Source organism: Mesorhizobium sp. M0045 (assembly GCF_040323385.1).
In the GTDB taxonomy this organism is placed as follows: Bacteria; Pseudomonadota; Alphaproteobacteria; order Rhizobiales; family Rhizobiaceae; genus Mesorhizobium.
The window spans coordinates 15537-36248 of the sequence record NZ_JAMYUY010000005.1; the positions used below are offsets into that span (position 1 = coordinate 15537).

General features: G+C 63.2%; 26 protein-coding genes and 1 pseudogene. 10 read left to right on the top strand and 17 right to left on the bottom strand.

Annotated features, from left to right (window positions below; translation table 11 throughout):
• Positions 1–269: 269 nt before the first annotated feature.
• Positions 270–770, bottom strand: a complete 501-nt coding sequence (gene secB / locus NKJ72_RS09465) for a protein-export chaperone SecB (RefSeq protein WP_254817954.1) — start codon at positions 768–770, stop codon at positions 270–272.
• 113 nt (positions 771–883) lie between these two features.
• Positions 884–1375, bottom strand: a complete 492-nt coding sequence (locus NKJ72_RS09470; protein ID WP_352476800.1) for an FxsA family protein — start codon at positions 1373–1375, stop codon at positions 884–886.
• A gap of 198 nt (positions 1376–1573) precedes the next feature.
• On the opposite strand from NKJ72_RS09470, the gene NKJ72_RS09475 reads away from it, so the two are divergent.
• From NKJ72_RS09475 to NKJ72_RS09490, 4 genes are read left to right on the top strand one after another with little or no spacing between them, the layout of a single operon-like run.
• Positions 1574–2281, top strand: coding sequence for a Tim44/TimA family putative adaptor protein (locus NKJ72_RS09475; RefSeq protein WP_352476801.1), 708 nt, complete (start codon positions 1574–1576; stop codon positions 2279–2281).
• A gap of 23 nt (positions 2282–2304) precedes the next feature.
• Positions 2305–3411, top strand: a complete 1107-nt coding sequence (gene mltA, locus NKJ72_RS09480) for a murein transglycosylase A (protein ID WP_352476802.1) — start codon at positions 2305–2307, stop codon at positions 3409–3411.
• Positions 3408–3944: a Smr/MutS family protein gene (locus tag NKJ72_RS09485; protein WP_352476803.1), complete on the top strand. Its 537-nt coding sequence runs from the start codon at positions 3408–3410 to the stop codon at positions 3942–3944. The genes mltA and NKJ72_RS09485 overlap by 4 nt, the downstream gene beginning before the upstream one ends.
• Before the next feature lie 53 nt (positions 3945–3997).
• The gene (locus tag NKJ72_RS09490) at positions 3998–4366 is read left to right on the top strand and encodes a helix-turn-helix domain-containing protein (protein WP_023675912.1); all 369 of its coding nucleotides are present in this window, start codon (positions 3998–4000) and stop codon (positions 4364–4366) included.
• Positions 4367–4375: 9 nt separating this feature from the next.
• Here the strand turns inward: NKJ72_RS09490 and NKJ72_RS09495 are convergent, their stop codons facing one another.
• The 3 genes from NKJ72_RS09495 to NKJ72_RS09505 form a co-directional block, all read right to left on the bottom strand.
• A complete protein-coding gene (locus tag NKJ72_RS09495; protein WP_352476804.1) occupies positions 4376–4993 on the bottom strand; it encodes a transglutaminase-like cysteine peptidase in 618 nt (205 codons plus the stop codon).
• Positions 4994–5205: 212 nt separating this feature from the next.
• Positions 5206–6483, bottom strand: coding sequence for a polyhydroxyalkanoate depolymerase (locus tag NKJ72_RS09500; protein ID WP_352476805.1), 1278 nt, complete (start codon positions 6481–6483; stop codon positions 5206–5208).
• 271 nt (positions 6484–6754) lie between these two features.
• Positions 6755–7114 carry a septal ring lytic transglycosylase RlpA family protein gene (locus NKJ72_RS09505; protein WP_352476806.1) on the bottom strand — a complete coding sequence of 120 codons (360 nt, stop codon included), beginning with the start codon at positions 7112–7114 and terminating at the stop codon, positions 6755–6757.
• A 303-nt stretch (positions 7115–7417) separates the two neighbouring features.
• On the opposite strand from NKJ72_RS09505, the gene NKJ72_RS09510 reads away from it, so the two are divergent.
• Positions 7418–7603 (top strand): hypothetical protein, encoded by a 186-nt coding sequence (locus NKJ72_RS09510; protein ID WP_352476807.1) that lies wholly within the window; start codon positions 7418–7420, stop codon positions 7601–7603.
• Between the two features lie 58 nt (positions 7604–7661).
• Here NKJ72_RS09510 and NKJ72_RS09515 read toward each other — a convergent pair whose 3' ends face one another.
• The 7 genes and pseudogenes from NKJ72_RS09515 to NKJ72_RS09545 form a co-directional block, all read right to left on the bottom strand.
• A complete protein-coding gene (locus NKJ72_RS09515; protein ID WP_352476808.1) occupies positions 7662–7844 on the bottom strand; it encodes a hypothetical protein in 183 nt (60 codons plus the stop codon).
• Positions 7845–7850: 6 nt separating this feature from the next.
• Positions 7851–8717, bottom strand: coding sequence for an ABC transporter permease subunit (locus tag NKJ72_RS09520; protein WP_352476809.1), 867 nt, complete (start codon positions 8715–8717; stop codon positions 7851–7853).
• Positions 8714–9487: a taurine ABC transporter ATP-binding protein gene (locus tag NKJ72_RS09525; protein WP_352476810.1), complete on the bottom strand. Its 774-nt coding sequence runs from the start codon at positions 9485–9487 to the stop codon at positions 8714–8716. Before NKJ72_RS09525 ends, NKJ72_RS09520 begins: the two co-directional genes overlap by 4 nt.
• A 112-nt stretch (positions 9488–9599) precedes the next feature.
• A complete protein-coding gene (gene tauA, locus NKJ72_RS09530) occupies positions 9600–10613 on the bottom strand; it encodes a taurine ABC transporter substrate-binding protein (RefSeq protein WP_352476811.1) in 1014 nt (337 codons plus the stop codon).
• 368 nt (positions 10614–10981) lie between these two features.
• Positions 10982–11134: pseudogene (locus NKJ72_RS09535) on the bottom strand (lipo-like protein); the annotation flags it as partial.
• 133 nt (positions 11135–11267) lie between these two features.
• The gene (locus NKJ72_RS09540; protein WP_352476812.1) at positions 11268–12212 is read right to left on the bottom strand and encodes a CHAD domain-containing protein; all 945 of its coding nucleotides are present in this window, start codon (positions 12210–12212) and stop codon (positions 11268–11270) included.
• The gene (locus NKJ72_RS09545) at positions 12209–12682 is read right to left on the bottom strand and encodes a CYTH domain-containing protein (RefSeq protein ID WP_352476813.1); all 474 of its coding nucleotides are present in this window, start codon (positions 12680–12682) and stop codon (positions 12209–12211) included. The genes NKJ72_RS09540 and NKJ72_RS09545 overlap by 4 nt, the downstream gene beginning before the upstream one ends.
• Before the next feature lie 88 nt (positions 12683–12770).
• Between NKJ72_RS09545 and NKJ72_RS09550 the strand changes: the two genes are divergently transcribed.
• The 4 genes from NKJ72_RS09550 to NKJ72_RS09565 are packed head-to-tail and all read left to right on the top strand — an operon-like array spanning position 12771 to position 16499.
• Positions 12771–13487 (top strand): CerR family C-terminal domain-containing protein, encoded by a 717-nt coding sequence (locus tag NKJ72_RS09550; RefSeq protein ID WP_352477088.1) that lies wholly within the window; start codon positions 12771–12773, stop codon positions 13485–13487.
• Complete coding sequence (locus tag NKJ72_RS09555) at positions 13484–14437, top strand: HlyD family secretion protein (protein WP_352476814.1); 954 nt, start codon at positions 13484–13486, stop codon at positions 14435–14437. Before NKJ72_RS09550 ends, NKJ72_RS09555 begins: the two co-directional genes overlap by 4 nt.
• Positions 14434–15354 carry an ABC transporter ATP-binding protein gene (locus NKJ72_RS09560; RefSeq protein ID WP_352476815.1) on the top strand — a complete coding sequence of 307 codons (921 nt, stop codon included), beginning with the start codon at positions 14434–14436 and terminating at the stop codon, positions 15352–15354. The genes NKJ72_RS09555 and NKJ72_RS09560 overlap by 4 nt, the downstream gene beginning before the upstream one ends.
• A gap of 8 nt (positions 15355–15362) precedes the next feature.
• Complete coding sequence (locus NKJ72_RS09565; RefSeq protein WP_352477089.1) at positions 15363–16499, top strand: ABC transporter permease; 1137 nt, start codon at positions 15363–15365, stop codon at positions 16497–16499.
• 35 nt (positions 16500–16534) lie between these two features.
• Here NKJ72_RS09565 and NKJ72_RS09570 read toward each other — a convergent pair whose 3' ends face one another.
• The 3 genes from NKJ72_RS09570 to NKJ72_RS09580 all read right to left on the bottom strand — a co-directional run bounded on the left by NKJ72_RS09570 (position 16535) and on the right by NKJ72_RS09580 (position 18778).
• A complete protein-coding gene (locus tag NKJ72_RS09570) occupies positions 16535–17188 on the bottom strand; it encodes a glutathione S-transferase family protein (RefSeq protein ID WP_352476816.1) in 654 nt (217 codons plus the stop codon).
• 92 nt (positions 17189–17280) lie between these two features.
• Positions 17281–18258 (bottom strand): threonine/serine dehydratase family protein, encoded by a 978-nt coding sequence (locus NKJ72_RS09575; RefSeq protein WP_254818025.1) that lies wholly within the window; start codon positions 18256–18258, stop codon positions 17281–17283.
• Between the two features lie 202 nt (positions 18259–18460).
• The gene (locus NKJ72_RS09580) at positions 18461–18778 is read right to left on the bottom strand and encodes a hypothetical protein (RefSeq protein ID WP_254818024.1); all 318 of its coding nucleotides are present in this window, start codon (positions 18776–18778) and stop codon (positions 18461–18463) included.
• Positions 18779–18958: 180 nt separating this feature from the next.
• Here NKJ72_RS09580 and mbfA point away from each other — a divergent pair, with 180 nt between their 5' ends.
• Positions 18959–19942 (top strand): iron exporter MbfA, encoded by a 984-nt coding sequence (gene mbfA, locus NKJ72_RS09585; protein ID WP_352476817.1) that lies wholly within the window; start codon positions 18959–18961, stop codon positions 19940–19942.
• 6 nt (positions 19943–19948) lie between these two features.
• Here mbfA and NKJ72_RS09590 read toward each other — a convergent pair whose 3' ends face one another.
• Positions 19949–20293, bottom strand: a complete 345-nt coding sequence (locus NKJ72_RS09590; RefSeq protein WP_254818022.1) for an antibiotic biosynthesis monooxygenase family protein — start codon at positions 20291–20293, stop codon at positions 19949–19951.
• Positions 20290–20622: an NIPSNAP family protein gene (locus NKJ72_RS09595; RefSeq protein WP_352476818.1), complete on the bottom strand. Its 333-nt coding sequence runs from the start codon at positions 20620–20622 to the stop codon at positions 20290–20292. Before NKJ72_RS09595 ends, NKJ72_RS09590 begins: the two co-directional genes overlap by 4 nt.
• Positions 20623–20712 lie beyond the last annotated feature (90 nt).

Here is a 20712-nt window from a genome sequence, read left to right on the forward strand (position 1 = left end):
GTAGTAAATACAGAAAGCCGTTCTGTAGCGATCCTTCACACCCCCCTCTGTCCTGCCGGACATCTCCCCCGCAAGAGGGAGATTGGCAGCTTCAGCGCTCCGCTCACTCCTGCGGCCTGCAACGTGGAGATTGGCGAAAGCGGGGATGATAGCCGATCTCCCCCCAAGTGGGGGAGATGTCCGGCAGGACAGAGGGGGGCGCTGTCCCGCCGACGTCTCAAACAAAAAACCCGGCGCGAGGCCGGGTTTTCAAACGCTAGCAGCCGCGCTCAGCTCACCTTGACTTTGGCGGCAGCCTGGTCCTCGGCCAGCTTCTGCTGGAACATCTGCGCGAAATCGATCGGGTCCAGCATCAGCGGCGGGAAGCCGCCGTTGCGTGTTGCCTCGGCAATGATCTGCCGCGCGAACGGGAACAGCAGCCGCGGGCATTCGATGAACAGGATCGGCAGCATGTGCTCCTGCGGGAAGCCGCTGATGGCGAAGACGCCGCCATAGACCAGTTCGACATTGAACAGCACTTCCTGGTCGAACGACGCTTTGGCGTTCAGCGTCAAATTGACGTCGAACTGCTTGTCCGAAAGCGGATTGGCGTTGACGTTGACGTTGATGGCGATGCCGGGAGCCTTGTCGCGACCGCGCAGCGAGTTCGGTGCGCCGGGGCTTTCGAAGGACAGGTCCTTCACATATTGCGCAAGTACGTTGAGCGAAGGCTGCGCCGCATTTCCATTACCGTTGGCTGCGCCGGTCGGCGCGTCGTCGTTGCTGGCCATAAGCTGTGGTCCTTTTGCCTGGGCAGCGTTGCTGACCGGATTGAAATTCGGGCGTTCGCTATCATGGCCGGCCCGACAAGACAAGTTTGCAAAAGACGCTGGTTGCTTTGCGGCTACTCGTCCTTGAGGCGGCGCCAGGGAGAATCCGGTCCGCGCGTATGGTCGTCGGCACGCGAATAGTCGCCGTCGTCGAGATCGATGATCTTGCCGCGTTGCCTTGCCCGCAAACCACTGCTGAAATCGGTGGCCAGCACGATGCGGCCTTTCAGCACCCGCCAGGCAAGATCGCGCACTGGCGGCAGGAACAGCAGAATGCCGAAAATATCCGAGATGAAGCCGGGGATGATCAAAAGGATCGCGGCCAGCACGATCATGGCGCCATGCGCAAGCTGGCCGCTCGGATCACGCCCGGCGTCCATTTCGGCACGTACCCTGGCCATGACGCCAAAACCCTGGTGTCGAAGGAGCAAGGCGCCGGCGACGCTCGAGGCCAGCACCAGCCCGACCGTCGCCAGCGCGCCGATCTGGCGGCCGACAATGACGAAACCGGCTATCTCCAGCAGCGGGAGCGCGAGAATGAACAGGGGAAACAGCGAGATACGCAAATCTTGACCGATCGTTTCGATGTTTTGCCGGCCGGCGAGCAATCGCCGCTGGCACCAGAGCTGTTAGATAGGTATGGCTGCCTTTGATTTGAATGATTGCGCCATGCGTTCTATATGCTTTGGATACCGAACGCTATGTGATCGCGGCCCCTGCTTGGCCGCTGGTCCGGCCAAAGCAGGGATTGATCGGCGCAAGATATGGGCTTCTTCGACTTCGGCACGATTTTCTTTCTGATTGCGGCGGTGGTGATCTTCTTCCAGCTGCGCAACGTGCTTGGCCGACGCACGGGCAACGAGCGCCCGCCCTTCGATCCATATACGGCAGCGCGCAAAAACGACAAGGATGCCGCCCAGAAACCCGAGAACGTGGTTTCGCTGCCGCGCAAGCGTCTGACAGGAGAGCCGGCGGCCGACACCTATGCGGCGATCGATGCCTTTGCCAAGCCCGACACCGATCTCAACCGGGGCCTGCGGGCGATCAAGGACAATGATCCGACGTTCGACCCGAAGACCTTCGTCGACGGCGCAAAGATGGCTTATGAGATGATCGTCATGGCCTACGCCGATGGCGACCGCAAAACCTTGAAGAACCTTTTGTCGCGCGAGGTCTATGACGGCTTCGTCGCGGCCATCGGCGACCGTGAGGCGAAAGCCGAAAAGATCCAGTCCTCCTTCGTCGGCATCGACAAGGCCGACATCGTTTCGGCCGAGATGAAGGGCAGCGAGGCGCACATCACGCTGCGCATTGTCAGCGAGCTGATTTCGGCGACCCGCGACAAGGCCGGCGCTGTCATCGATGGCGATCCCGAGACCGTCGCCGAGGTCAAGGACGTCTGGACCTTCGCCCGCGACACGCGCTCGCGCGATCCGAACTGGAAGCTCGTCGCCACCGAAGAAGAAGAGTGAACTGGACGGCGGCGGAGGCTGTCGTGTCGCTTTCTCGAGCCTTCAGCGAAAAATCCTTTGGCGAATTGCCGGGCTGGGGCGAGGACGACCATCTCCCTGCCTTTGACGCCTTTCGCCGCTCGGCCTTTCATATCCTGACCAAACCCTACCGCTCCGGCGCGCTCGGCGTCGACTACAATGGCTTTGCCGATGCCTATGCCGAAGCGCGTACCGTTTCGTTGCCGAATCGGTTGCAGGCACGAAGCTTTTTCGAGCGCCATTTCGTTCCGGCCCGTATCGATGCCGAAGATGGTGGTCCGGGCCTGGTAACCGGCTTTTATGAGCCGGAGGTCGAAGCCTCGCCGGTGCGCACGGAACGATTTTCGGTGCCGTTGCTGGCGCGCCCGGCCGACCTGGTCGACATCGACGACGGCAATCGTCCTTCCGGCTTGGATCCTTATCTCGCCTTCGCTCGTGCGGCGCCGAACGGCCCGGTCGAATATTTCGACCGCGGCGAGATCGAACGCGGCGCGCTTGCCGGAAAAGGGCTGGAAATCGCCTGGCTCGCCGACAAGGTCGACGCCTTCTTCATTCACGTGCAGGGCGCGGCACGGCTCAACATGACCGATGGCAGGCTTCGCCGCATCACCTATGCCGCCAAATCCGGCCAGCGCTTTACCGGACCGGGTAAGATCCTGAGCGAGGAAGGCGAGATCCCGCTGGAGAAAGTGACGATGCAGTCGATCCGTGCCTGGTTCAAGGCGCATCCGGAGCGCGTCGACGAGACCCTGTGGCGCAACCGCTCCTATATCTTCTTCCGCGAGACGGGCGTCGACGACCGGGAGCTCGGCCCGATTGCTGCCGCCAAGGTGCCGCTGACACCCGGCCGCTCGATCGCCGTCGACCGGCTGCTGCACACGTTCGGCACACCCTTCCATATCGATGCGCCGTCGCTGACCGTCTTCGACGGAAAACCGTTCCGGCGGCTGATGATCGCGCAGGACACCGGCTCGGCGATCACCGGGCCGGCCCGCGGTGATCTGTTTGCCGGGTCGGGCGATGCGGCCGGCGAGATCGCCGGCGTTATCCGCAACGCCGCCGATTTTTATGCGCTGATCCCCCGGCCGCTGGTTTCAGGAGCAGGCCGATGACCCGGCGCATCGACAGGCTGAGCGAGGACGACCGGGTGCTGTGGAACCTGGTGGCGCGCACGGCAAAACCGCTGAAGGGCAGAACCGCCGTCGAAATTCCACACGTTGGGCCGGAGATCGACGAGACCAGGCAGGCGCCGCCGCCGGCACAGGGCGCGGGCAATCCTGCCGCGGCCACAAAGCCGAAGGCGCAGCATGTCTCCCACGCACTCGACGAACCGACGCTGGACAAGCTGTCGAAGGGCCGGCTGCCGATCGAGGGCCGCGTCGACCTGCATGGCCTGACCCAGGACCAAGCCTATTCGCTGCTGTTTTCCTTCCTGTGCCGGGCGCATGCCGGCGGCATCCGCTACGTCCTGGTGATCACCGGCAAGGGCTCTTCGTCGGGCGGTGATGGCGTCTTGCGGCGCGCCGTGCCGTCATGGCTGTCGACACCCGCTTTCCGGCCCCTCGTCTCCAGCCACGACCATGCCGCCCGCAAACATGGCGGCTCGGGTGCGCTCTATGTCCGCTTGCGGCGGGCACGCTCATGAGGGCATGCCGATGAGGGACGCACCTATGAGGATGCATCCATGAAGGTGCGCTTGTGACCCCGTTCGGCGAAAAGCTTCGCGTGCTGCGAAACGAGCGCGGCGTCAGCCAGAAGGACATGGCCAAGGCGATCGGCGTCAGCGCAGCCTATCTCTCGGCGCTGGAACACGGCCGCCGCGGTGCGCCGAGCTGGACGCTGATCCAGAAGATCATCGGCTATTTCAACATCATTTGGGACGACGCCGAGGAACTGGCGCGGCTGGCCGAAACCTCGCATCCGCGCGTCAAGCTCGACACGTCGGGCCTTAGCCCGGCGGCGACCGAGCTTGCCAATCTCCTGGCCGACAACATTGAAAAGCTCGACGAAGCCGAGCTTCGCCGCATCATTGCGTCGATCCGCGCCGCGCTGGCACGGCCAAAATGAGTTGCGTTGTTACTGGACCGAGCCGACCAGAACCTGCTGGCCGCCGCGGATGGAGACCCAGCGGCCGGTATTGTCGATCGCCTGCCGCTTGAGGAAACGATAGCCGGTCTGGTCCCAGGGACGGACCTGGTCGGTCAGATTGTCAAGGATGTAGTCGCCCTTGTCGGTGCGCACCGTCAGCACGGCGTGGCCTTCGCCATCCGGCTTGCGCACGACGGTCATCAGCAGATCGGCAAACGAGACGCCCAGCCGGTTCAGCTCACGGCGCTTTTCCAGGACATAGTCCTCGCAATCGCCAACGCCCTTGTCGGGATAGGCCCAGACCTCATCCTTGCCGTAGATGTCGAAGTCGCTCTCCGGCTTGACGGCGGCGTTGACCTTTGCCGTGACGCTGAGCAGCTTGCGCCACAGCGAGCCGGTCAGGCTGGCGGGCGACAGATCCTTCGGGCGGATCGAGCATTCGGAGGCGTAGCTCTTGCAGAAATCATAATGGCCGATCGGCTGCGAGGTCGGGCCACCCGTTATCATCGGGCCGGCCGCCGAGGCCGAACTGGCCCAACCTGCCGCCACAGTAAGTCCGGCCAGCGCGCACAGGCGCAGCGTTCTCGCCATTGGTGAGGAAATCATTGTCCCCGCTTGTCCCTTGTTATTAACGAAACGTTAAGGGGTATTTACAGTCCGTGTCAATTATGAGGATGGATTGATTTTTGCGGCATGGTTACCCGCGTGGCGCCAACGCGACTATTGTGCAACAGGTCGACCCGCCGCACGGCCGCGCCAACCGATGATTTTGGCATAGACCGACCTGATGCGGATTGACGGGCATCATCACTGGTCGCCTATTTCTTGCCGGTCCTGACCAGCTTGGGCTTCACCGCAACACGGTTCTGACGGCCGTAGCTGGTGATGAAGTCGACGATGCGCGGCACGATTTCGGAACGGAAGCGCGAGCCGTTGAACACACCATAATGGCCGACCGCAGGCTGCATGTAATGGGCGTGCCGGTCGGCCGGGATGTTGATGCACAGATCGTGCGCGGCCTTGGTCTGGCCGAGGCCGGAGATGTCGTCGTTCTCGCCCTCGACCGTAAACAGGGCGACATTGCGGATCGCCGAAGGGTCGACCGCCACGCCGCGATGCCTCATCGTGCCCTTGGGCAAGGCCTGGCGGACAAACACGGTGTCGACGGTCTGCAGGTAGAATTCCGCCGTCAGATCCATCACCGCCAGATATTCGTCGTAGAACTCGCGGTGCTTCTCGGCATTGTCACCGTCATGCTTCACCAGATGCATGAAGAAGTCCTTGTGGGCGGTGATGTGGCGGTCGAGGTTCATGCTCATGAAACCCGAAAGCTGCAGGAAGCCGGGATAGACCTCACGGCCGAAGCCCGGCACCGGCCAGGGCGCGCGCATGATGACGTTGTCGCGGAACCAGTCGATGCCCTTTTCCTGCGCCAGCAGATTGACCGCCGTCGGATTGCGGCGCGTGTCGATCGGCCCGCCCATCAGCGTCATCGTCGAGGGCACGAACGGATCACCCTTGGCTTCCATCAGTGCCGCCGCCGCCAGCATCGGCACCGAAGGCTGGCACACCGCCATCACATGGGTGTCGGGGCCCAGCGCATGCAGCATGTCGACGATGTAGTCGATATAGTCGTCAAGATCGAAGCTGCCGTCGGCCAGCGGCACCATGCGGGCGTCGACCCAGTCGGTGATATGCACGTCGGCATAGGGCAGCATCGCCTCCACCGTGCCGCGCAGCAGCGTCGCGTAGTGGCCCGACATCGGCGCGACGATCAACAGCTTCGGATCCGGCCGGCGCCCGGCAGGAACCGCCCGCTCGAAACGAACCAGGTTGCAGAACGGCCGCGACCAGACGGTGCGTTCGCTGACCTCGACGTTTTTCCAGTCGACCACGGTCTTGGTCAGGCCGAATTGCGGCTTGCCGTAGCGGCGCGTCGTGCGCTCGAACAGTTCGGCCGTTGCCGCAACCGAGCGGCCCCAGGACGTGTGTGAGACCGGATTGAGCGGATTGGAGTAGAACAGGCGCACCGCATCGGCATAGAGGCGCGCCGGCTGCAAGGCGGCGTGGTTCAGTTCGTAGAGCTGGTAGAACATCGAGAACCCCGCTGCCGACTGCGATCGAAGGGCCGACGAGCAGCGCCGAGCCTTGAATGCTTTGCGGGGAAGTTAGCAACAATCTGCTGCGATGCAATACGTCAATCTGCGTGATTTATGCTCGTTCTTTCGTCCAAGGCATTGAGAATCCGCCTGGAAGGGCAACAGCCGGCTCAATGTGCACATGCGAAGTGCACCTGCGAAGGCCAGGCAAGGGCACGGCTATTGGGAAGATCGTTGGAGGCGGCGTCCGGCCGTGGCGGCCGGACCGTTAGACCCGTGCCATGCAGACAGCGGTATGGCCCGAGCTGATGAAGCCAAGCTGACTGGCTGCGCCCTTCGACAGATCGAGCATCCGGCCCCTGATAAAGGGGCCGCGGTCGTTGATGCGCACGACGACGCTGCGGCCATTGTTGCGATTGGTCACCTTCAGCTTGGTGCCGAACGGCAGGCTGCGATGCGCGGCGGTCAGCGCCGACGGGTTCATGCGCTCGCCGGAAGCGGTTCTGGAATGCAGTGAGTACCAGGAGGCACGACCGCACTGAGCGGCGGCGCTGGTGGCGGATGCGCCGACCGTCAGGCCGGCCGCAATCGTGGCCGCGACGAGCGCGGCCTGATAGCTTTTCTTCATGCTTGGGGTTAGCTCCGTTGACAGACCCAAGCCGTTAGGTGCCGAACAAGGCAGCAAATGCGGCAATGATCTGTCGGTTCCATGGCAATGTTACACGTTTGGAGTCGGCGCGAAACAATTTGTCAGAGACTTTCTGCAGCGAGGCGCAGCTTCTTTGATGATGTCTGCGCCGATCTCCGGGCGTCTTGCACAAGATCAGAGATTAGCATCCAAGTAGAAGTTGGTGTAATCGAGCAGCGTCTTCTCGCTGTTTCATTCCGGCCGGAACGCGGTTTATGATCGACTTGGAACGGAGTTCTAGCGATGAGATTGATCAAAAATCTGCTGGCCTTGATTGTGCTCGCCATCGGCGTGCTGTGGACGTTGCAAGGCATCGGCGTTATCGGCGGCAGCTTCATGACCGGCCAGTCGCAATGGCTCTATGTCGGCATCGTCACCGCGCTGGTCGGCTTGGCCGGCCTGGCCTGGGCGAACCGTTCGCGCGTTTGAGCAGGCGTCGATCCTCAGGCTCCCGCCAGAGCGCCACAGCGTACCCGTGGCGGCCGGGTCACCGCGACCAGTATTGCCAGCCCCAGTAGAAACTTTCGTCGCGCGGCGGCAGGCGGTTGCGCTCCGCGTCCAGTTGCACCGGCGTTTTGCGTTCGCCGTCAGGCGGCTGTTTGTCCCCGGCCTTGATCAGGCGGAGCCAATGGCCGAAATGCGCGAACAATACAGCGATGGAATGGGGCATTGTCGGTCACTCCCGCCCTGCCCACGGGACGAGCACCCGCTCGATCCTGCGGATGATGAATTCGAGCACGAAGGCAATGGCCGCGATCACCAGTATGCCCATCACCACCACGTCGGTGACGAGGAACTGGGCAGCGGACTGGATCATGAAACCGAGCCCGCGCGTCGCGGCCACCAGCTCGGCGGCGACCAGCGTCGACCAACCGGCGCCAAGCGCGATGCGCAGACCGGTCAGGATCGAGGGCAGCGCGCTGGGCAGGGTGACGTGCCGGATCACTTGGCGCTGCGTGGCGCCAAGCGAACGCGCTGCATTGATGCGTTCCTGCGAGACGCCGCGAACACCCGATGCCGTCGACAGCGCAACCGGTGCCAGCATGGCAACGGCAATCACCAGGATCTTGGACGGCTCGCCAATGCCGAACCAGATAATGATCAGCGGCAGATAGGCGAGCGGCGGGATCGGCCGCAGGAATTCGAGCAGCGGATCGAAGAGGCCACGCCCGATCGTGCTGACGCCGATCGCCAGCCCGATGGGAACGCCGACGACGATGGCGACGATCAGCGCTGCAAACACGCGCCACAGGCTGGCGGCGATATGCTGGAGCAGCGTCGCGTCGACAAAGCCGTCACGGGCGACGACGACAAATTTGTTCCAGACTGCCACAGGCGACGGCAGGAAAACCGGCGGCACCAATTGCAGGCGGGCCGATACCGTCCACACTGCCAGCACCATCAGAATGGTGATCGCGCTAACCACGCGGGCCGAAACGCGGCTGCGTCTCGGCCGCGGCCGCGACCATGGCACCGACAGCGCGTCGGCTCCGTCGTCGACCTTGGAGCGCCGCGGCCGCTCGGTATAGGAGGTAACGGTCATGCTGCCTCCCCTTCGAAGATCGCGTCGGTCAGCTCGCCGCGCGCCGCGGCGAAGGCGGGATCGGCCTTGATGCTGCGAATGGCCTCGCCGGCTGCATAGCGCCGGCTGAAACCGGCCTCGAAACTCCGCACCACCCGGCCAGGGCCGGGAGCGAGCACAATGATGCGGGTGGCGAGCACCAGCGCTTCGTCGATACCGTGCGTGACCATCAGCACGCCGACCTGGCTTGCCGTCCACAGATCGAGCAGCGTTGTCTGCATGCGTTCGCGTGTCAGCGCATCGAGTGCGCCCAGCGGTTCGTCGAGCAGCAGGAATTGCGGCTCGGCTGCCAGCGCCCGGGCCAGGCCGACGCGCTGGCGCATGCCGCCGGAAAGCTCCCAGATGCGCTTGTCGCCGGCGCCGTCGAGCTTCACCAGCGCCAGAAGGTCGTCGGCAGTCCGCCCCCGTTCGGCAGCCCCGACACCGCGCAGCCTGAGAGCAAAGGCGACATTTTCGCGCGCGGTCAGCCACGGAAACAGTGCGTCGTTCTGGAACACGACGGCGCGGTCCGAGCCTGGCGCCGTGATCGGCCTGCCGCCTATCGTGGCGCTGCCGCGCACAGGCTGGACCAGGCCCGCAGCGACGTTGAGCAGCGAGGTCTTGCCGCAGCCGGAGCGGCCGACCAGGACAACGAAGTCATCCTTGGCGATGTCAAGCGACACGCGTTCGACGGCCGGCGCCGGCTGGCCGTCATAATGAACCGAGACTTGGTCGAGCACGAGATGCGTCATGTGGGGTCGCCGATATTGTAAACCTGCCAGCCCCGAAGCCGTTCCTCGTCAGCGGCTCCGGGGCAGGTAACGCGGGTGTCAGGGAAGAGAGGACGCGCGTATTGAGCCGCCGCTAATTCGAGGCCAGCGCCTCGCCGACATATTTCGACGACACGTATTTCGAATAATCCGGCAAGACGGCATCAATCTTGCCCTGCTCCTTGAGGAAGGCCGATGTCGCCTCGACCGCCTTGACCGTGCCGCCACCGAGGAACTTGTCCGAGGCCTGCTCCTCGAGCGTCGGGAAGACATAGCCTCTCAGCAGTTGCGGCACGTCTTCGAGCTTGGCCCCGGTGATCCTGGCGATCTTGGCCGCTTGCGGCGAGGACACCGACCATTGATCCGGCTTGGCCAGGAAGTCGGCATAGGCAGCGCCCGTCACTTTGACGAAGTCGCGCACCGCTTCCGGGTTCCTTTCGGCGAAGTCGGTGCGCACGATCCAGGCGTCGAAGGTCGGCGCGCCCCAGGCTGCGACCTGCGAGGAATCCAGCACGACCTTGCCCGTCGTCTTGATCTGGCCGAGTGCCGGATCCCAGACATAGGCGGCGTCGATGTCGCCGCGCGCCCATGCCGCCGTGATCTCCGGTGGCCGCAGGTTGAGAATATCGACCGACTTCGGGTCGACACCCTCATGCTTCAGCGCGGCAAGCAGGCTGTAATGCGTCGTCGAAACGAAGGGCACCGCCACCTTCTTGCCGGCAAGGTCGGCGGCCTTCTCGATGCCGGCGCCATTGCGGGCGACAAGAGCCTCGGATTCGCCGATCAGCCCGACAATGAAGATTGTCTGGATGGGAAGCTCGCGGCTCGCCGCCGCCGCCAGCGGGCTCGAGCCGACATAACCGATGTCGACCGAACCGGAAGCGATGGCGGCGATCACGTCGGCGCCGGAATCGAATTTCCGCCAGTCGATTGCCGCCTTGGTCGCGCTCTCATAGGCGCCGTCGGCCTGCGGCACCTTCGAGGGTTCGACGACTGTCTGGTAGCCGATAGTGATCTTGAGGTCCTGCGCATCGGCTGGGCCGAGAAAGACGGCACCTGCCAGAGCCGCCGAGGACAAGAGAACGATACGTCGCGAAATGGTGGACATGAAAGGCTCCTTGGAAACGAGAAAAACCCGGATTGCGTTTCATAGTCACCTAACTCTATCGTTCTTGTAGAGTTAAATCCTTCCAATCGGCTCGGCCTTGTTAGAAAAAGTCGTCTGGCTAGGGCAGTTGCCCATTCGCACGCTTCTGGGTGATGGCCCGGGTGAGAACCAGCGTCCTTGCCCGGGAACCCCTTCCACGCCGTCCATGCCCACAACAAGGATTTTCCCGTTTGCGCCCTGCATCGGCAAACCCGTGCTGTGAATAGCCAAGAAATTGGAAACAAATTCCCTGTGTTCGCGGTTAAGTCTAGTATCCTTATCGACATGAAGCCACTCTGAACCCTTGTTTCGGCGTTGGTAATCCAGGGCTTGTCGTCCCAAATCATCTGCCGGTAGTCGAAACCATATTCGAGGGTCGGCTTGACGATGCGGAAATAGGGCGACAGGTCGAAGTCGCGCGGCGTGTCGAGCGAGTGATGGCGGATGTGCAGGATTTCCTTGCGCGAATAGCGTCCGACGGCGTGTAAGGCTCGTAGCCGGACGATTCCTCCTGCAGCCGGCCGCCAAGCCAGCGGCCAAGTCGGTCCAGAAGCGTGTCGCCGGGCTCGGTCATGCCAGACGGCGATTATCGCAGGGCGGCAAATTACACCATGATCAGCCCACGCCAGGCGCGCCGGCGTCTTCGTGCGATACCGCTGTGAGATCGTCGCGCACCTTGCGGGCAAGCTTCCTTGTCGAGCGCTTCGGACGGTCGCCGAAAAGCTCGGCCGCCTCGGCGAGGCAGGTTTTTTTCAGGCTCTTTTCCGAGCGCTTCAGCAGCTTGGCAAGCAACCGCGTGTCCTCAGGGGGACCGAGCGGCTGGTCCTCGGCATCGAGAAGCGCGCGCATGACGAACACGTCGTGCAGTTCGCCGAGCCGCTCGCCCAATTCATCGACGGCCTTGCGCCGGGCCTTGATCGGCGTCGGCCACAGCCGGCCGAGCAGCGACAGGTGCATGCCATGCGTCTTGGCCGCCTTGCGCAGGTCGTGAAAGTCATCGGCTTCGCCGCGCGAAGCCGCCTTGTCCAGCGCTTTCCTGGCGCGGCGCAAAGTGGCGCGCGCGCCTTCGGCGAGGACGTCGGCAGCCTGCTCCGGCTGGTCGGGCAGAGCGAGCTTGTCGATCCGGCCGACACCTTCCTCGCAAGCGGCGATCGCCGCGCCTATCGCAGCATCGAGACCTGCTCCGCCATGCAGTTCATGCTGGCGCGCGACGAGCCGGTCGCGAACGGCATCGAGGCCACCGCCGGCACTTTGCTCGGGAAAGCTTGCCGCTAGCCGGTCGATTGTTTCCACCAGTGCGGTTGCCTCGCGCGGGCCGGCAAGCAGGGCCGCCACCTGGCGGTAGCATTCATTCTCAGTCACGCAGAATGTTTCGTCTCCGGAACGGACAAGGCGCAGCAAGGCGCGGACGTTCTTCAGCCGTTTGCGACAGTTGTGCAGCCCCTGCTCGGGCCTGTCACGCGCGGCGTCCAGATGCACAAGCGCCTTGCCGATCTCCTCGGCGAGGATGCGCCTGACCTCGCCGGTCAGCGACATGTGCGGATCGATACGAAAGCTCATGCGACGATCTCCGCAATCCCCCCAAGGGCGAGCGACGCGTTGTAAAATCTCGGCTCGCCGGTGACTTCGCGGCCGAGCCAATCTGGCAGCATTTCGTCCGGTACATCCTCCGGCGTCTCGAGCTCGGCGATCACCAACCCCGCAAGCGTCCCCCCGAAGACATCGACTTCGTAGAGATAGCCGCGGTGTCTAACATGATGGCGTGTCTTCTCGATGACATGTCCGATGGCAAAGGCCTGCATCTCCTGCGCCTGCGCCAAAGGCACCGGATATTCGAATTCATCGCGCTGGCGTGCCTGGCTGCCGAACTTGAGCGTCAGCTTGGCGGCGGCATCATTGCTGATGCGCACACGCACCGTACGGCTGGGTTCGGCGACAAGGTAGAATTGACGGATATGAATGTCCGCCTCGACCATTGCCCGCCATTCCTCACCTGAGACCAGGAATTTACGCTCGATTTCCTTGCCCATGGCCACGCACTAGAGCGCGCACGGCCAGAGTTGGCAAGCCGCTTGATCGCAGTTGACTTTAATCATTCGATTGATTAAATTGTCGATGATGATCAAATCGCCCAGCGCCAGCAGCCTTCCTCATGAGGCGCCCAAGACCGCCGCAGACATGACGCGGACGGCACTCGTGCGCGCGGCCCTGAAGCTGTTCGGACGCCAGGGTTTCGACGGCACGTCGACGCGCCAGATCGCGGCTGAGGCCAAGGCCAATATCGGCTCGATCGCCTATCATTTCGGCGGCAAGGAAGGGCTCCGCAACGCGGCGGCCGACTACATCGTCGACACCATCCAGACCGTTGCCGGCCAGGCGATCGGCAATCTGCAGGCGCCGGTCGCGGCATTGGCGGACACCGAAGCCGCGCGGGCACATTTAGCCGTCGCACTGGAGCGCATGGTCGCCTTCATCGCGGCAAGGCCGGAAGCAGGCGAGATTGTACAGTTCGTCCTGCGCGAGCTGTCGCATCCTACCGCGGCCCTCGACCGTATCTATGACGGCGTGTTCGAACCGGCGCATCGCCGGCTCTGCCTCATCTGGGAACAGGCGACGGGCGAGCCGGCCGAGAGCGAGCGCACAAAACTCACCGTATTCACGCTGATCGGCCAGGTCGTCTATTTCCGCATCGGCCGCGAGGCGGTTATGCGCCGGATGGGCTGGCGCAAGATCGGCGATGATGAGGCCGGCAAGATCGCGGCAACAATAACCGACAATCTCAGCGCGATTTTAGCTCGGCGCGATTTGGCTGTCCGGAAGGATCGTGGATCATGAGCCTGCTCTGTTCTTTGCCGCTTGCCGCCCAGCTTTTCAGCGCCTGCGCGCCGGCAGCACCGCTCGCCGTCGGCTACGTCGAGGGCGACTACGTCCTGCTCGCGCCGATCGAGGTGGCGCAGGTCGAGACGATTGCGGTCAAGCGCGGCGACCGCGTCGCGCCCGGCACGCCGGTGGTGACGTTGGAAAACGCCGACGCCAAGATCGCCATCGCACAAGCCGAGGCGGCCCTTGCGCAGGCCCAGGCGCAACTTGCCGACCTGAAGGTCGGCAAGCGGCCGGAAGAGATTGCGGTGCTCAAGGCGCAGGTCGACATGGCCAAGGCGCAAGCCGCCGACGCCAAACGCCGTTACATCCGCGCCAGCGATCTGTTCAAACGCGGCACCGGCACGCAGGCCGACTACGACACGGCTTCCGCGACGCTGGAGACGGCCAACGCGCAGGTCGGCCAGGCGGAGGCCAATCTCGCCGTCGGCGGGCTGCCGGCACGGCCCGAGACGATCAAGGCTGCCGACAATCAGGTCAGGCAGACGCAGTCGGCGCTGGAGCAAGCGCAATGGCGGCTGTCGAAGCGCGTGCTGACGGCACCCTCGCCCGGCCGGGTCAACGATGTCATCCGCTATCCAGGCGACACGGCCGGGCCGACCGCGCCGGTCATCTCCATACTGCCGGATGGCGCGGTGAAGCTCAGCGTCTATGTGCCGGAAAGCGCGTTCTCCTCGGTCGATGTCGGCACGCTGCTCAATGTCCATTGCGACGGTTGCGGAGCGGGCGTGAAGGCTCGCGTCAGCTACGTGTCACCGGATCCGGAATTCACGCCGCCGGTGATCTACTCGCTCGAGACCCGGCAAAAGCTGGTCTATCTGGTCGAAGCGCGGCCGGAGGGCGACGCCAGCGCATTGCAGCCCGGGCAGATCGTCGACGTCGATCTGGCGGACATCGGAAAATGAACGTCATCGACGTGCACGGCCTGGTCAAGCGCTTCGGCGACAAGACCGTCGTCGACCATGTGACGATGACGGTGGCCGAGGGCGAGATCGTCGGCTTCCTCGGGCCGAACGGCTCAGGCAAGACGACGACCATCCGCATCATGTGCGGCTTGCTGACGCCGGATGAGGGCGAAGGCACGGTTCTGGGCTTCGACATTCGCACCGACAGCCTGCGGATCAAGCGCGAAGTCGGCTACATGACACAGAGATTCTCGTTCTACGAAGACCTCACGATCGGCGAGAATCTCGAATTCGTGGCACGGCTTTACCGGCTGAAGCCGCTCGACGGGCATGTGGCTAAGACGCTTGAGGAGCTCGGCCTGACATCGCGCAGGAACCAGCTGGCCGGTACGCTGTCCGGCGGCTGGAAGCAGCGGCTGGCGCTGGCCGCCTGCATCATGCACAAGCCGAAACTGCTGCTGCTCGACGAGCCGACGGCGGGCGTCGATCCGAAGGCCAGACGCGAATTCTGGGACGAGATCCACCGGCTGGCGAGCGGCGGCCTGACCGTGCTGGTCTCCACCCATTACATGGACGAAGCCGAGCGCTGCCACCGCATCAGCTACATCTCCTACGGCAAGATGCTGGCCACTGGCACGGTCGAGGACGTGGTGAGGAATGCCGGGCTGACCACCTTCGTCCTGCAAGGGCCACGGCTCGATAAGGTCGCGGCCGCACTTCATGGCCGCCACGGCGTCGACCAGGTGGCGCCGTTCGGGGCGACGCTGCATGTCGTCGGTTCCGACAGAAGGGCGCTTCAGGCAGCGCTCGCCGATGTCGAGAAAGAGCACAAGGGCGTCACGGTATCGCCCGGCGAGACCAGCCTGGAGGATGTGTTCATCCAGTTCATGTCCGGTTCGAAGGACAACATGGGATGAAGAACGGGATAAACAGCATCTTTTCCTTCGCCAGGCTAGGCGCGCTGCTGATCAAGGAGTTCATCCAGATGCGGCGCGACCGCATCACCTTCGCCATGATGCTCGGCGTGCCGCTGATGCAGCTGGTGCTGTTCGGCTATGCCATCAACAACGATCCGAAGAGCCTGCCGGCGGCGCTGGTGGCGATGAGCAGCGATCCTTACACGCGGGCCATGGTTTCGGCGCTGCAGACCACCGGATATTACCGCTTCGACCATGTTGCGCAAAGTGCCGCCGAAGCCGAATTCCTGATGGCGCGCGGCGATGTCGCCTTCGTCGTCACCATTCCCGCCGATTTTGCCCGACGGGTCGAGCGCGGCGACAGCCCGCAGATCCTGATCGAGGCGGATGCAACCGACCCGGCCGTCGCCAGCGGCGCCATCTCGACGCTCGGCACCGTCGCCAACCAGGCGCTGCTCAGGGCACGCGGCATGCAGGAGACGGCGGCCGAAGCTGCCCGGGGCCAGCTCCAGGTGGTGGTGCACCGGCGCTACAATCCGGAAGCCGTCTCGCAGTACAACATCGTGCCCGGTCTGCTCGGCGTCATCCTGCAGATGACGATGGTGATGATGACTTCGATCGCGCTGACGCGCGAGACCGAGCGCGGCACGATGGAGAACCTTCTGGCGATGCCGTCCAGCCCGCTCGAGATCATGCTGGGCAAGGTGCTGCCCTATCTGGCGGTAGGCGCCGTGCAGGTGGTGGTGGTGCTGGCGGCCTCGAAGCTTCTGTTTGCCATACCCTTCACCGGATCTATGTCGCTGCTGTTGACGGCGGTCCTGATCTTCGTCTTGGCGCTGGTGCTGCTCGGCTACACGATTTCGACGATCGCCCGCACGCAGATGCAGGCCCTGCAGCTCACCTTCTTTTTCTTCCTGCCGTCGATCATGCTGTCCGGCTTCATGTTCCCCTATCGCGGCATGCCGGACTGGGCGCAAGTTTTCGGCGAAGTGCTGCCGCTGACGCATTTCCTGCGCATTATCCGCGCGGTGATGCTGAAGGGCGCCGAGCTGCCGGCAGTGGCAACGGAGATCGGCTGGCTGGTGGTGTTCGTGGCGCTGTTCGCCGGCATTGCGCTGGTGCGGTTCCGCCGGACGCTGGATTAGGGTCGACGCAATCAGCTTGCGCAAATGATCGAGAATCACACGGCCTTGGCCTGGCCCGGGACCGGTGTCAATTCAGGTGCATTGAGCCCTTCGAAGGGATCGCGCCAAGCATCGATTTCTTCAAGCTGCCGATACCAGCGGCCGACAGAGGGATAATCATCGAGAGGCAATCGGGCGACGTCGTTGAAGGGCAGAAACGTCGCCATTCGAAAGTCGGCGTAGGAAACCGAATTTCCGACCAGCCATTCTCGCTGGGAAAGCTCAGCATCAAGTATTGCAACGGCGGTACTGAAGTCCCTCAGGCCCTCCTCAACCCGTGCCTGATCGATCGGGCCGAGCCCATAGCGCTGTTTGGTCCCGCGTTCGAAATGAACTACATCGCAGGCTCTTGCGAAGTTCTCTTTGCCCCAACTCAGCCATCGGATCATCTCCGGCTCGTCGTCGCCGGCGCGCCAGAAATGCGAATGCGTGTCGCGTGAAAGCCGGCAGGCTATGGCATCGGCCTCCCAGAGGCTTTTTCCCAAGTCCACAAGGATGGGCAATGAAAGATTTGGATTGAGCGGCCGAAAGCGCTCGGCCTGCCCCGGAGCGAAGGGGGAGGCGAATTCAAACTCGACCTTGGCATTGAGATAACGTGCCACGGCGACCGCGAGGCGAGGATTGGGATTGCGGCTGAAGAACAGTTTCATTGATCTCAGTCCTTGAATGGGACCGGTTCGACCGGACGCAACGGAGGCTCGAGCGCCTCGAACCGGCACATGACCTGCAACTGGTTGCTATCTTAGCTGGCAGCAATGATCTCGGCATAGGTGCTGAAATCGACATTGCCGCCGGACAGCACCACGGCCACGCATTTCCCGGTAAGGTCGATCTCGCCTGACGACAGCGCGGCCAAACCGACGCAGCCGCCAGGTTCGACCACCAGCTTCAGGCAAGCCATCGCGTCGCGCATCGCCTGGGCCACCGCCCGGTCGGAAACGGCGATGGCGCCGGCAAGGTTCTTGCGGTTGATCTCGAAAGTGATGGCACCCGGCTCGGCGACGAGAAGGGCATCGCAGATCGAGGTGTGGCCGGGCGCGTTCGACACCCTGGCGCCTTGGATCAGCGAGCGGCGTGTGTCGTCGAAATGCTCGGGTTCCACGGCCCAGACGGCGGTGTCCGGCGAGGCGTCCTTGACCGCGATCGAAATGCCGCTGCTCAACCCGCCGCCGCCGCAGGGAACCACTACCGCATCGAGGCTGACGCCAAGCGCTTTTGCTTGGCGCATCAATTCGAGGCCGATCGTGCCCTGGCCGGCGATGATCGCCGGATCGTCGTAGGGCGGCACCAGGACCATGCCCTTTTCCACGTAAGAACGGACAACGGCAGTGCGATCGTCACGGACCCGGTCGAAGGTGATCACTTCGGCGCCCATCTTCCTGACATTGCCGACTTTCATCGCCGGCGCATCGGCAGGCATGGCGATGATGGCCTTGACGCCGAACATCGCCGCTGCGGCGGCAACGCCTTGCGCGTGATTACCCGACGAGAAGGCGACGATGCCGCGGGCGCGTTCTTCCGCCGAGAGCGAGGAGAGCTTGTTATATGCACCGCGGAACTTGAACGAGCCGGTGCGCTGCAACGTCTCCGGCTTGAACAGGATCCTGGCGCCGAAGCGCTTGTTCAACTCCGGCGATTCGATCAGCGGCGTTTCGACGATCAGTCCGGACAATCGCGCTGCTGCGCTGTGAATATCGGCGATGCCGGGAGGGATGGTCATGGCTGGGGTCCTGCAAGAAATGAGACCGCCTATGGTGCACGGAAAGGGAGGCCGCGCACCAATGAAAAAATGTGACCGTTACAATTCGACTTGGAGGCAGGAGTGGGGCGTGACTGTCACCCACCCGCGCCTCCACCCTCCGCTATGCATTCGTCACTTCAATCGACAAATCGTTGCCTGACCCGGCATTGCCGGCCGCTCCTCATCCCAACAGCGTCTTTTGCCGTTTGGGGCCGCCCATCTTGCGCCAGGTGTTGAAGCGATGGGTGGCAGCAGCGAAGGAGATCTTCATCTGCTGAGCAACCGAATAGCGCGACTTACCCTCGTCGAACAGGCGATAGCAGCACTCGACGCCCTCCTCGGTCAACTTGCCGTCGGGAGCTTTGTTGTGCGGATTGGCGGGATCGAATTTTTCGACCTGCTGCTCGACCAGCCCTTTCAGGCGCTGCAAGTCCGCCTCGATGTTAGCGATCAGGTCGAGAACCGGCTTGGGGTCAAACGGCTGCTGTTGCTCCGGCATCTGCGGGTTCCTTTCTCTTGGTTCAGATTCGATTATATAGGTGAACGTTCGCCGATAGCAAACGGTGCCTCGTTCGGTTTCGACGTCGATACTTTTGAGCAGATGAATGGAGCGGGCGCGATTGACCGAGGATGTGCGAAGCTCTAGTTTAGAACTATTCTAAACTGGGGTGAATTTCTCATGCTTTCCCGCGTTTTCGGCTTCGGCCGCCGTCCGTTTGAATCTCTCTCGGAGCAGGAGATCCTGGCGCTCGCAATCTCCTCCGAGGAGGATGACGGGCGCATCTATCGCGCCTATGCCGACGGGCTGGCGGAAAGCTTTCCGCAATCGGCCAAAGTGTTCGAGGAGATGGCGGAGGAAGAGGACGGCCATCGCGACGCGCTGATCGAGCTTTACCGCAAGCGTTTCGGCGAGCGCATACCGCTGATCCGGCGCGAGCATGTGAAGGGTTATTACGAGCGCAAGCCGGACTGGCTGGTGAGGCCGCTCGGTATCGATCATGTGCGCAGCCAAGCCGAGGCCATGGAGCGGCAGGCCTACCTGTTCTATATCGAGGCGGCCAAACGCACAGGCGATGCCTCGACGAGAAAGTTGCTCGACGATCTGGCGGTGGCCGAACAGGGCCACGAGACACTGGCGCAGCGGCTGGAGCAAAAGCATATATCGGGCGCGGTCAAGGACGAAGAGGCGGCAGCCGAGCAACGTCAGTTCATCCTGACTTACGTGCAGCCCGGGCTGGCCGGGCTGATGGATGGCTCGGTGTCGACGCTGGCGCCGATCTTTGCCGCGGCCTTTGCCACACACGACACGTTCCAGACCTTTCTGGTCGGGCTTGCCGCCTCGATCGGCGCCGGTATCTCGATGGGATTCACCGAAGTGGCCTCCGACGACGGCAAGCTATCCGGCCGCGGCTCGCCGGTAAAACGCGGGCTGACCGTCGGCGTCATGACGACGCTGGGCGGGCTCGGGCACGCGCTGCCCTATCTCATCCCGCTTTTCTGGACGGCGACGATCGTCGCCGCGATCGTGGTGTTCTTCGAACTTTGGACGATCGCCTTCGTACAGAACCGCTACATGCAGACGCCATTCTGGCGCGCCGCCTTCCAGGTGGTGCTGGGCGGCGCGCTGGTGTTTGCGGCAGGGGTGCTGATCGGGAATGCATAGCAGTCGCTACCCATTCACCGCCCGGCTGTCTGCTGGCGCCTCGGCGCGTTCGGTCAGGCCGTAGTCGCGCATGACATGGGCGATGCGCAAACGGTAGCCGGCAAAGATGCCGCCGCGCCCAGCCCTCTGCGCCTGCCGATGTTCCTGCGTGTTGCGCCAGGCCTTCACCGCATCCTCGTCGCGCCAGAAGGACAGCGACAGGATGCGGTTCGGATCGGCAAGGCTCTGGAAGCGCTCGATCGACAGGAAACCGTCGATGCCGTCGAGCAGTGGGCGCAGATCGGCGGCGATGCCGAGATAGGCATCGCGCATGCCCGCCGCCGGCTCGACCTCGAAGATGACGGCGATCATGGCTTCACCAAAGAAGCATGTGGCCCGGACGCCAGCTTGAGGAAGACGCGGTCCTCCTTCAGGATAAATTTTTCCCGCCGGGCGAACTCGTAATTCGCCTTGCCGGCGGGATCGGCGGCGAGCCGGGCGCGGTAGGCTTCGTAGGCCGCAAGACTGTCGATGTTATAGGCGGCATAAGCCGTAGTGGCCGAGCCTTCGTGCGGCGCGAAATAGCCGATCAGATCGGCGCCGCAGCGCGGGATCGCCTGCCCCCAATTGCGTGCATATTCCTCGAACGCCGCCTTGCCGAACGGATCGATCTCGTAGCGGATGAAGCAGGTGATGGTCATTTTCGCCTCCTTGGCGGTGGATGTTTTCTGGCGGTCACAGTTCGAGCCGGGTCGAAACGTTCCGAAGATCGATATGCCAGGCAAATTCGC

Coding starts and splice junctions, on each gene's coding strand:
- NKJ72_RS09475 (WP_352476801.1), top strand. CDS start 1,574: ATGGGCTTCTTCGACTTCGGCACGATTTTCTTTCTGATTGCGGCGGTG.
- NKJ72_RS09545 (WP_352476813.1), bottom strand. CDS start 12,682: ATGGGCAAGGAAATCGAGCGTAAATTCCTGGTCTCAGGTGAGGAATGG.
- NKJ72_RS09540 (WP_352476812.1), bottom strand. CDS start 12,212: ATGAGCTTTCGTATCGATCCGCACATGTCGCTGACCGGCGAGGTCAGG.
- secB (WP_254817954.1), bottom strand. CDS start 770: ATGGCCAGCAACGACGACGCGCCGACCGGCGCAGCCAACGGTAATGGA.
- NKJ72_RS09485 (WP_352476803.1), top strand. CDS start 3,408: ATGACCCGGCGCATCGACAGGCTGAGCGAGGACGACCGGGTGCTGTGG.
- NKJ72_RS09500 (WP_352476805.1), bottom strand. CDS start 6,483: ATGTTCTACCAGCTCTACGAACTGAACCACGCCGCCTTGCAGCCGGCG.
- NKJ72_RS09495 (WP_352476804.1), bottom strand. CDS start 4,993: ATGATTTCCTCACCAATGGCGAGAACGCTGCGCCTGTGCGCGCTGGCC.
- NKJ72_RS09560 (WP_352476815.1), top strand. CDS start 14,434: ATGAACGTCATCGACGTGCACGGCCTGGTCAAGCGCTTCGGCGACAAG.
- NKJ72_RS09520 (WP_352476809.1), bottom strand. CDS start 8,717: ATGACCGTTACCTCCTATACCGAGCGGCCGCGGCGCTCCAAGGTCGAC.
- NKJ72_RS09580 (WP_254818024.1), bottom strand. CDS start 18,778: ATGCCGGAGCAACAGCAGCCGTTTGACCCCAAGCCGGTTCTCGACCTG.
- NKJ72_RS09510 (WP_352476807.1), top strand. CDS start 7,418: ATGAGATTGATCAAAAATCTGCTGGCCTTGATTGTGCTCGCCATCGGC.
- NKJ72_RS09570 (WP_352476816.1), bottom strand. CDS start 17,188: ATGAAACTGTTCTTCAGCCGCAATCCCAATCCTCGCCTCGCGGTCGCC.
- NKJ72_RS09550 (WP_352477088.1), top strand. CDS start 12,771: ATGATCAAATCGCCCAGCGCCAGCAGCCTTCCTCATGAGGCGCCCAAG.
- tauA (WP_352476811.1), bottom strand. CDS start 10,613: ATGTCCACCATTTCGCGACGTATCGTTCTCTTGTCCTCGGCGGCTCTG.
- NKJ72_RS09515 (WP_352476808.1), bottom strand. CDS start 7,844: ATGCCCCATTCCATCGCTGTATTGTTCGCGCATTTCGGCCATTGGCTC.
- NKJ72_RS09525 (WP_352476810.1), bottom strand. CDS start 9,487: ATGACGCATCTCGTGCTCGACCAAGTCTCGGTTCATTATGACGGCCAG.
- NKJ72_RS09575 (WP_254818025.1), bottom strand. CDS start 18,258: ATGACCATCCCTCCCGGCATCGCCGATATTCACAGCGCAGCAGCGCGA.
- NKJ72_RS09595 (WP_352476818.1), bottom strand. CDS start 20,622: ATGACCATCACCTGCTTCATCCGCTACGAGATCGATCCGTTCGGCAAG.
- mbfA (WP_352476817.1), top strand. CDS start 18,959: ATGCTTTCCCGCGTTTTCGGCTTCGGCCGCCGTCCGTTTGAATCTCTC.
- NKJ72_RS09590 (WP_254818022.1), bottom strand. CDS start 20,293: ATGATCGCCGTCATCTTCGAGGTCGAGCCGGCGGCGGGCATGCGCGAT.
- NKJ72_RS09505 (WP_352476806.1), bottom strand. CDS start 7,114: ATGAAGAAAAGCTATCAGGCCGCGCTCGTCGCGGCCACGATTGCGGCC.
- NKJ72_RS09555 (WP_352476814.1), top strand. CDS start 13,484: ATGAGCCTGCTCTGTTCTTTGCCGCTTGCCGCCCAGCTTTTCAGCGCC.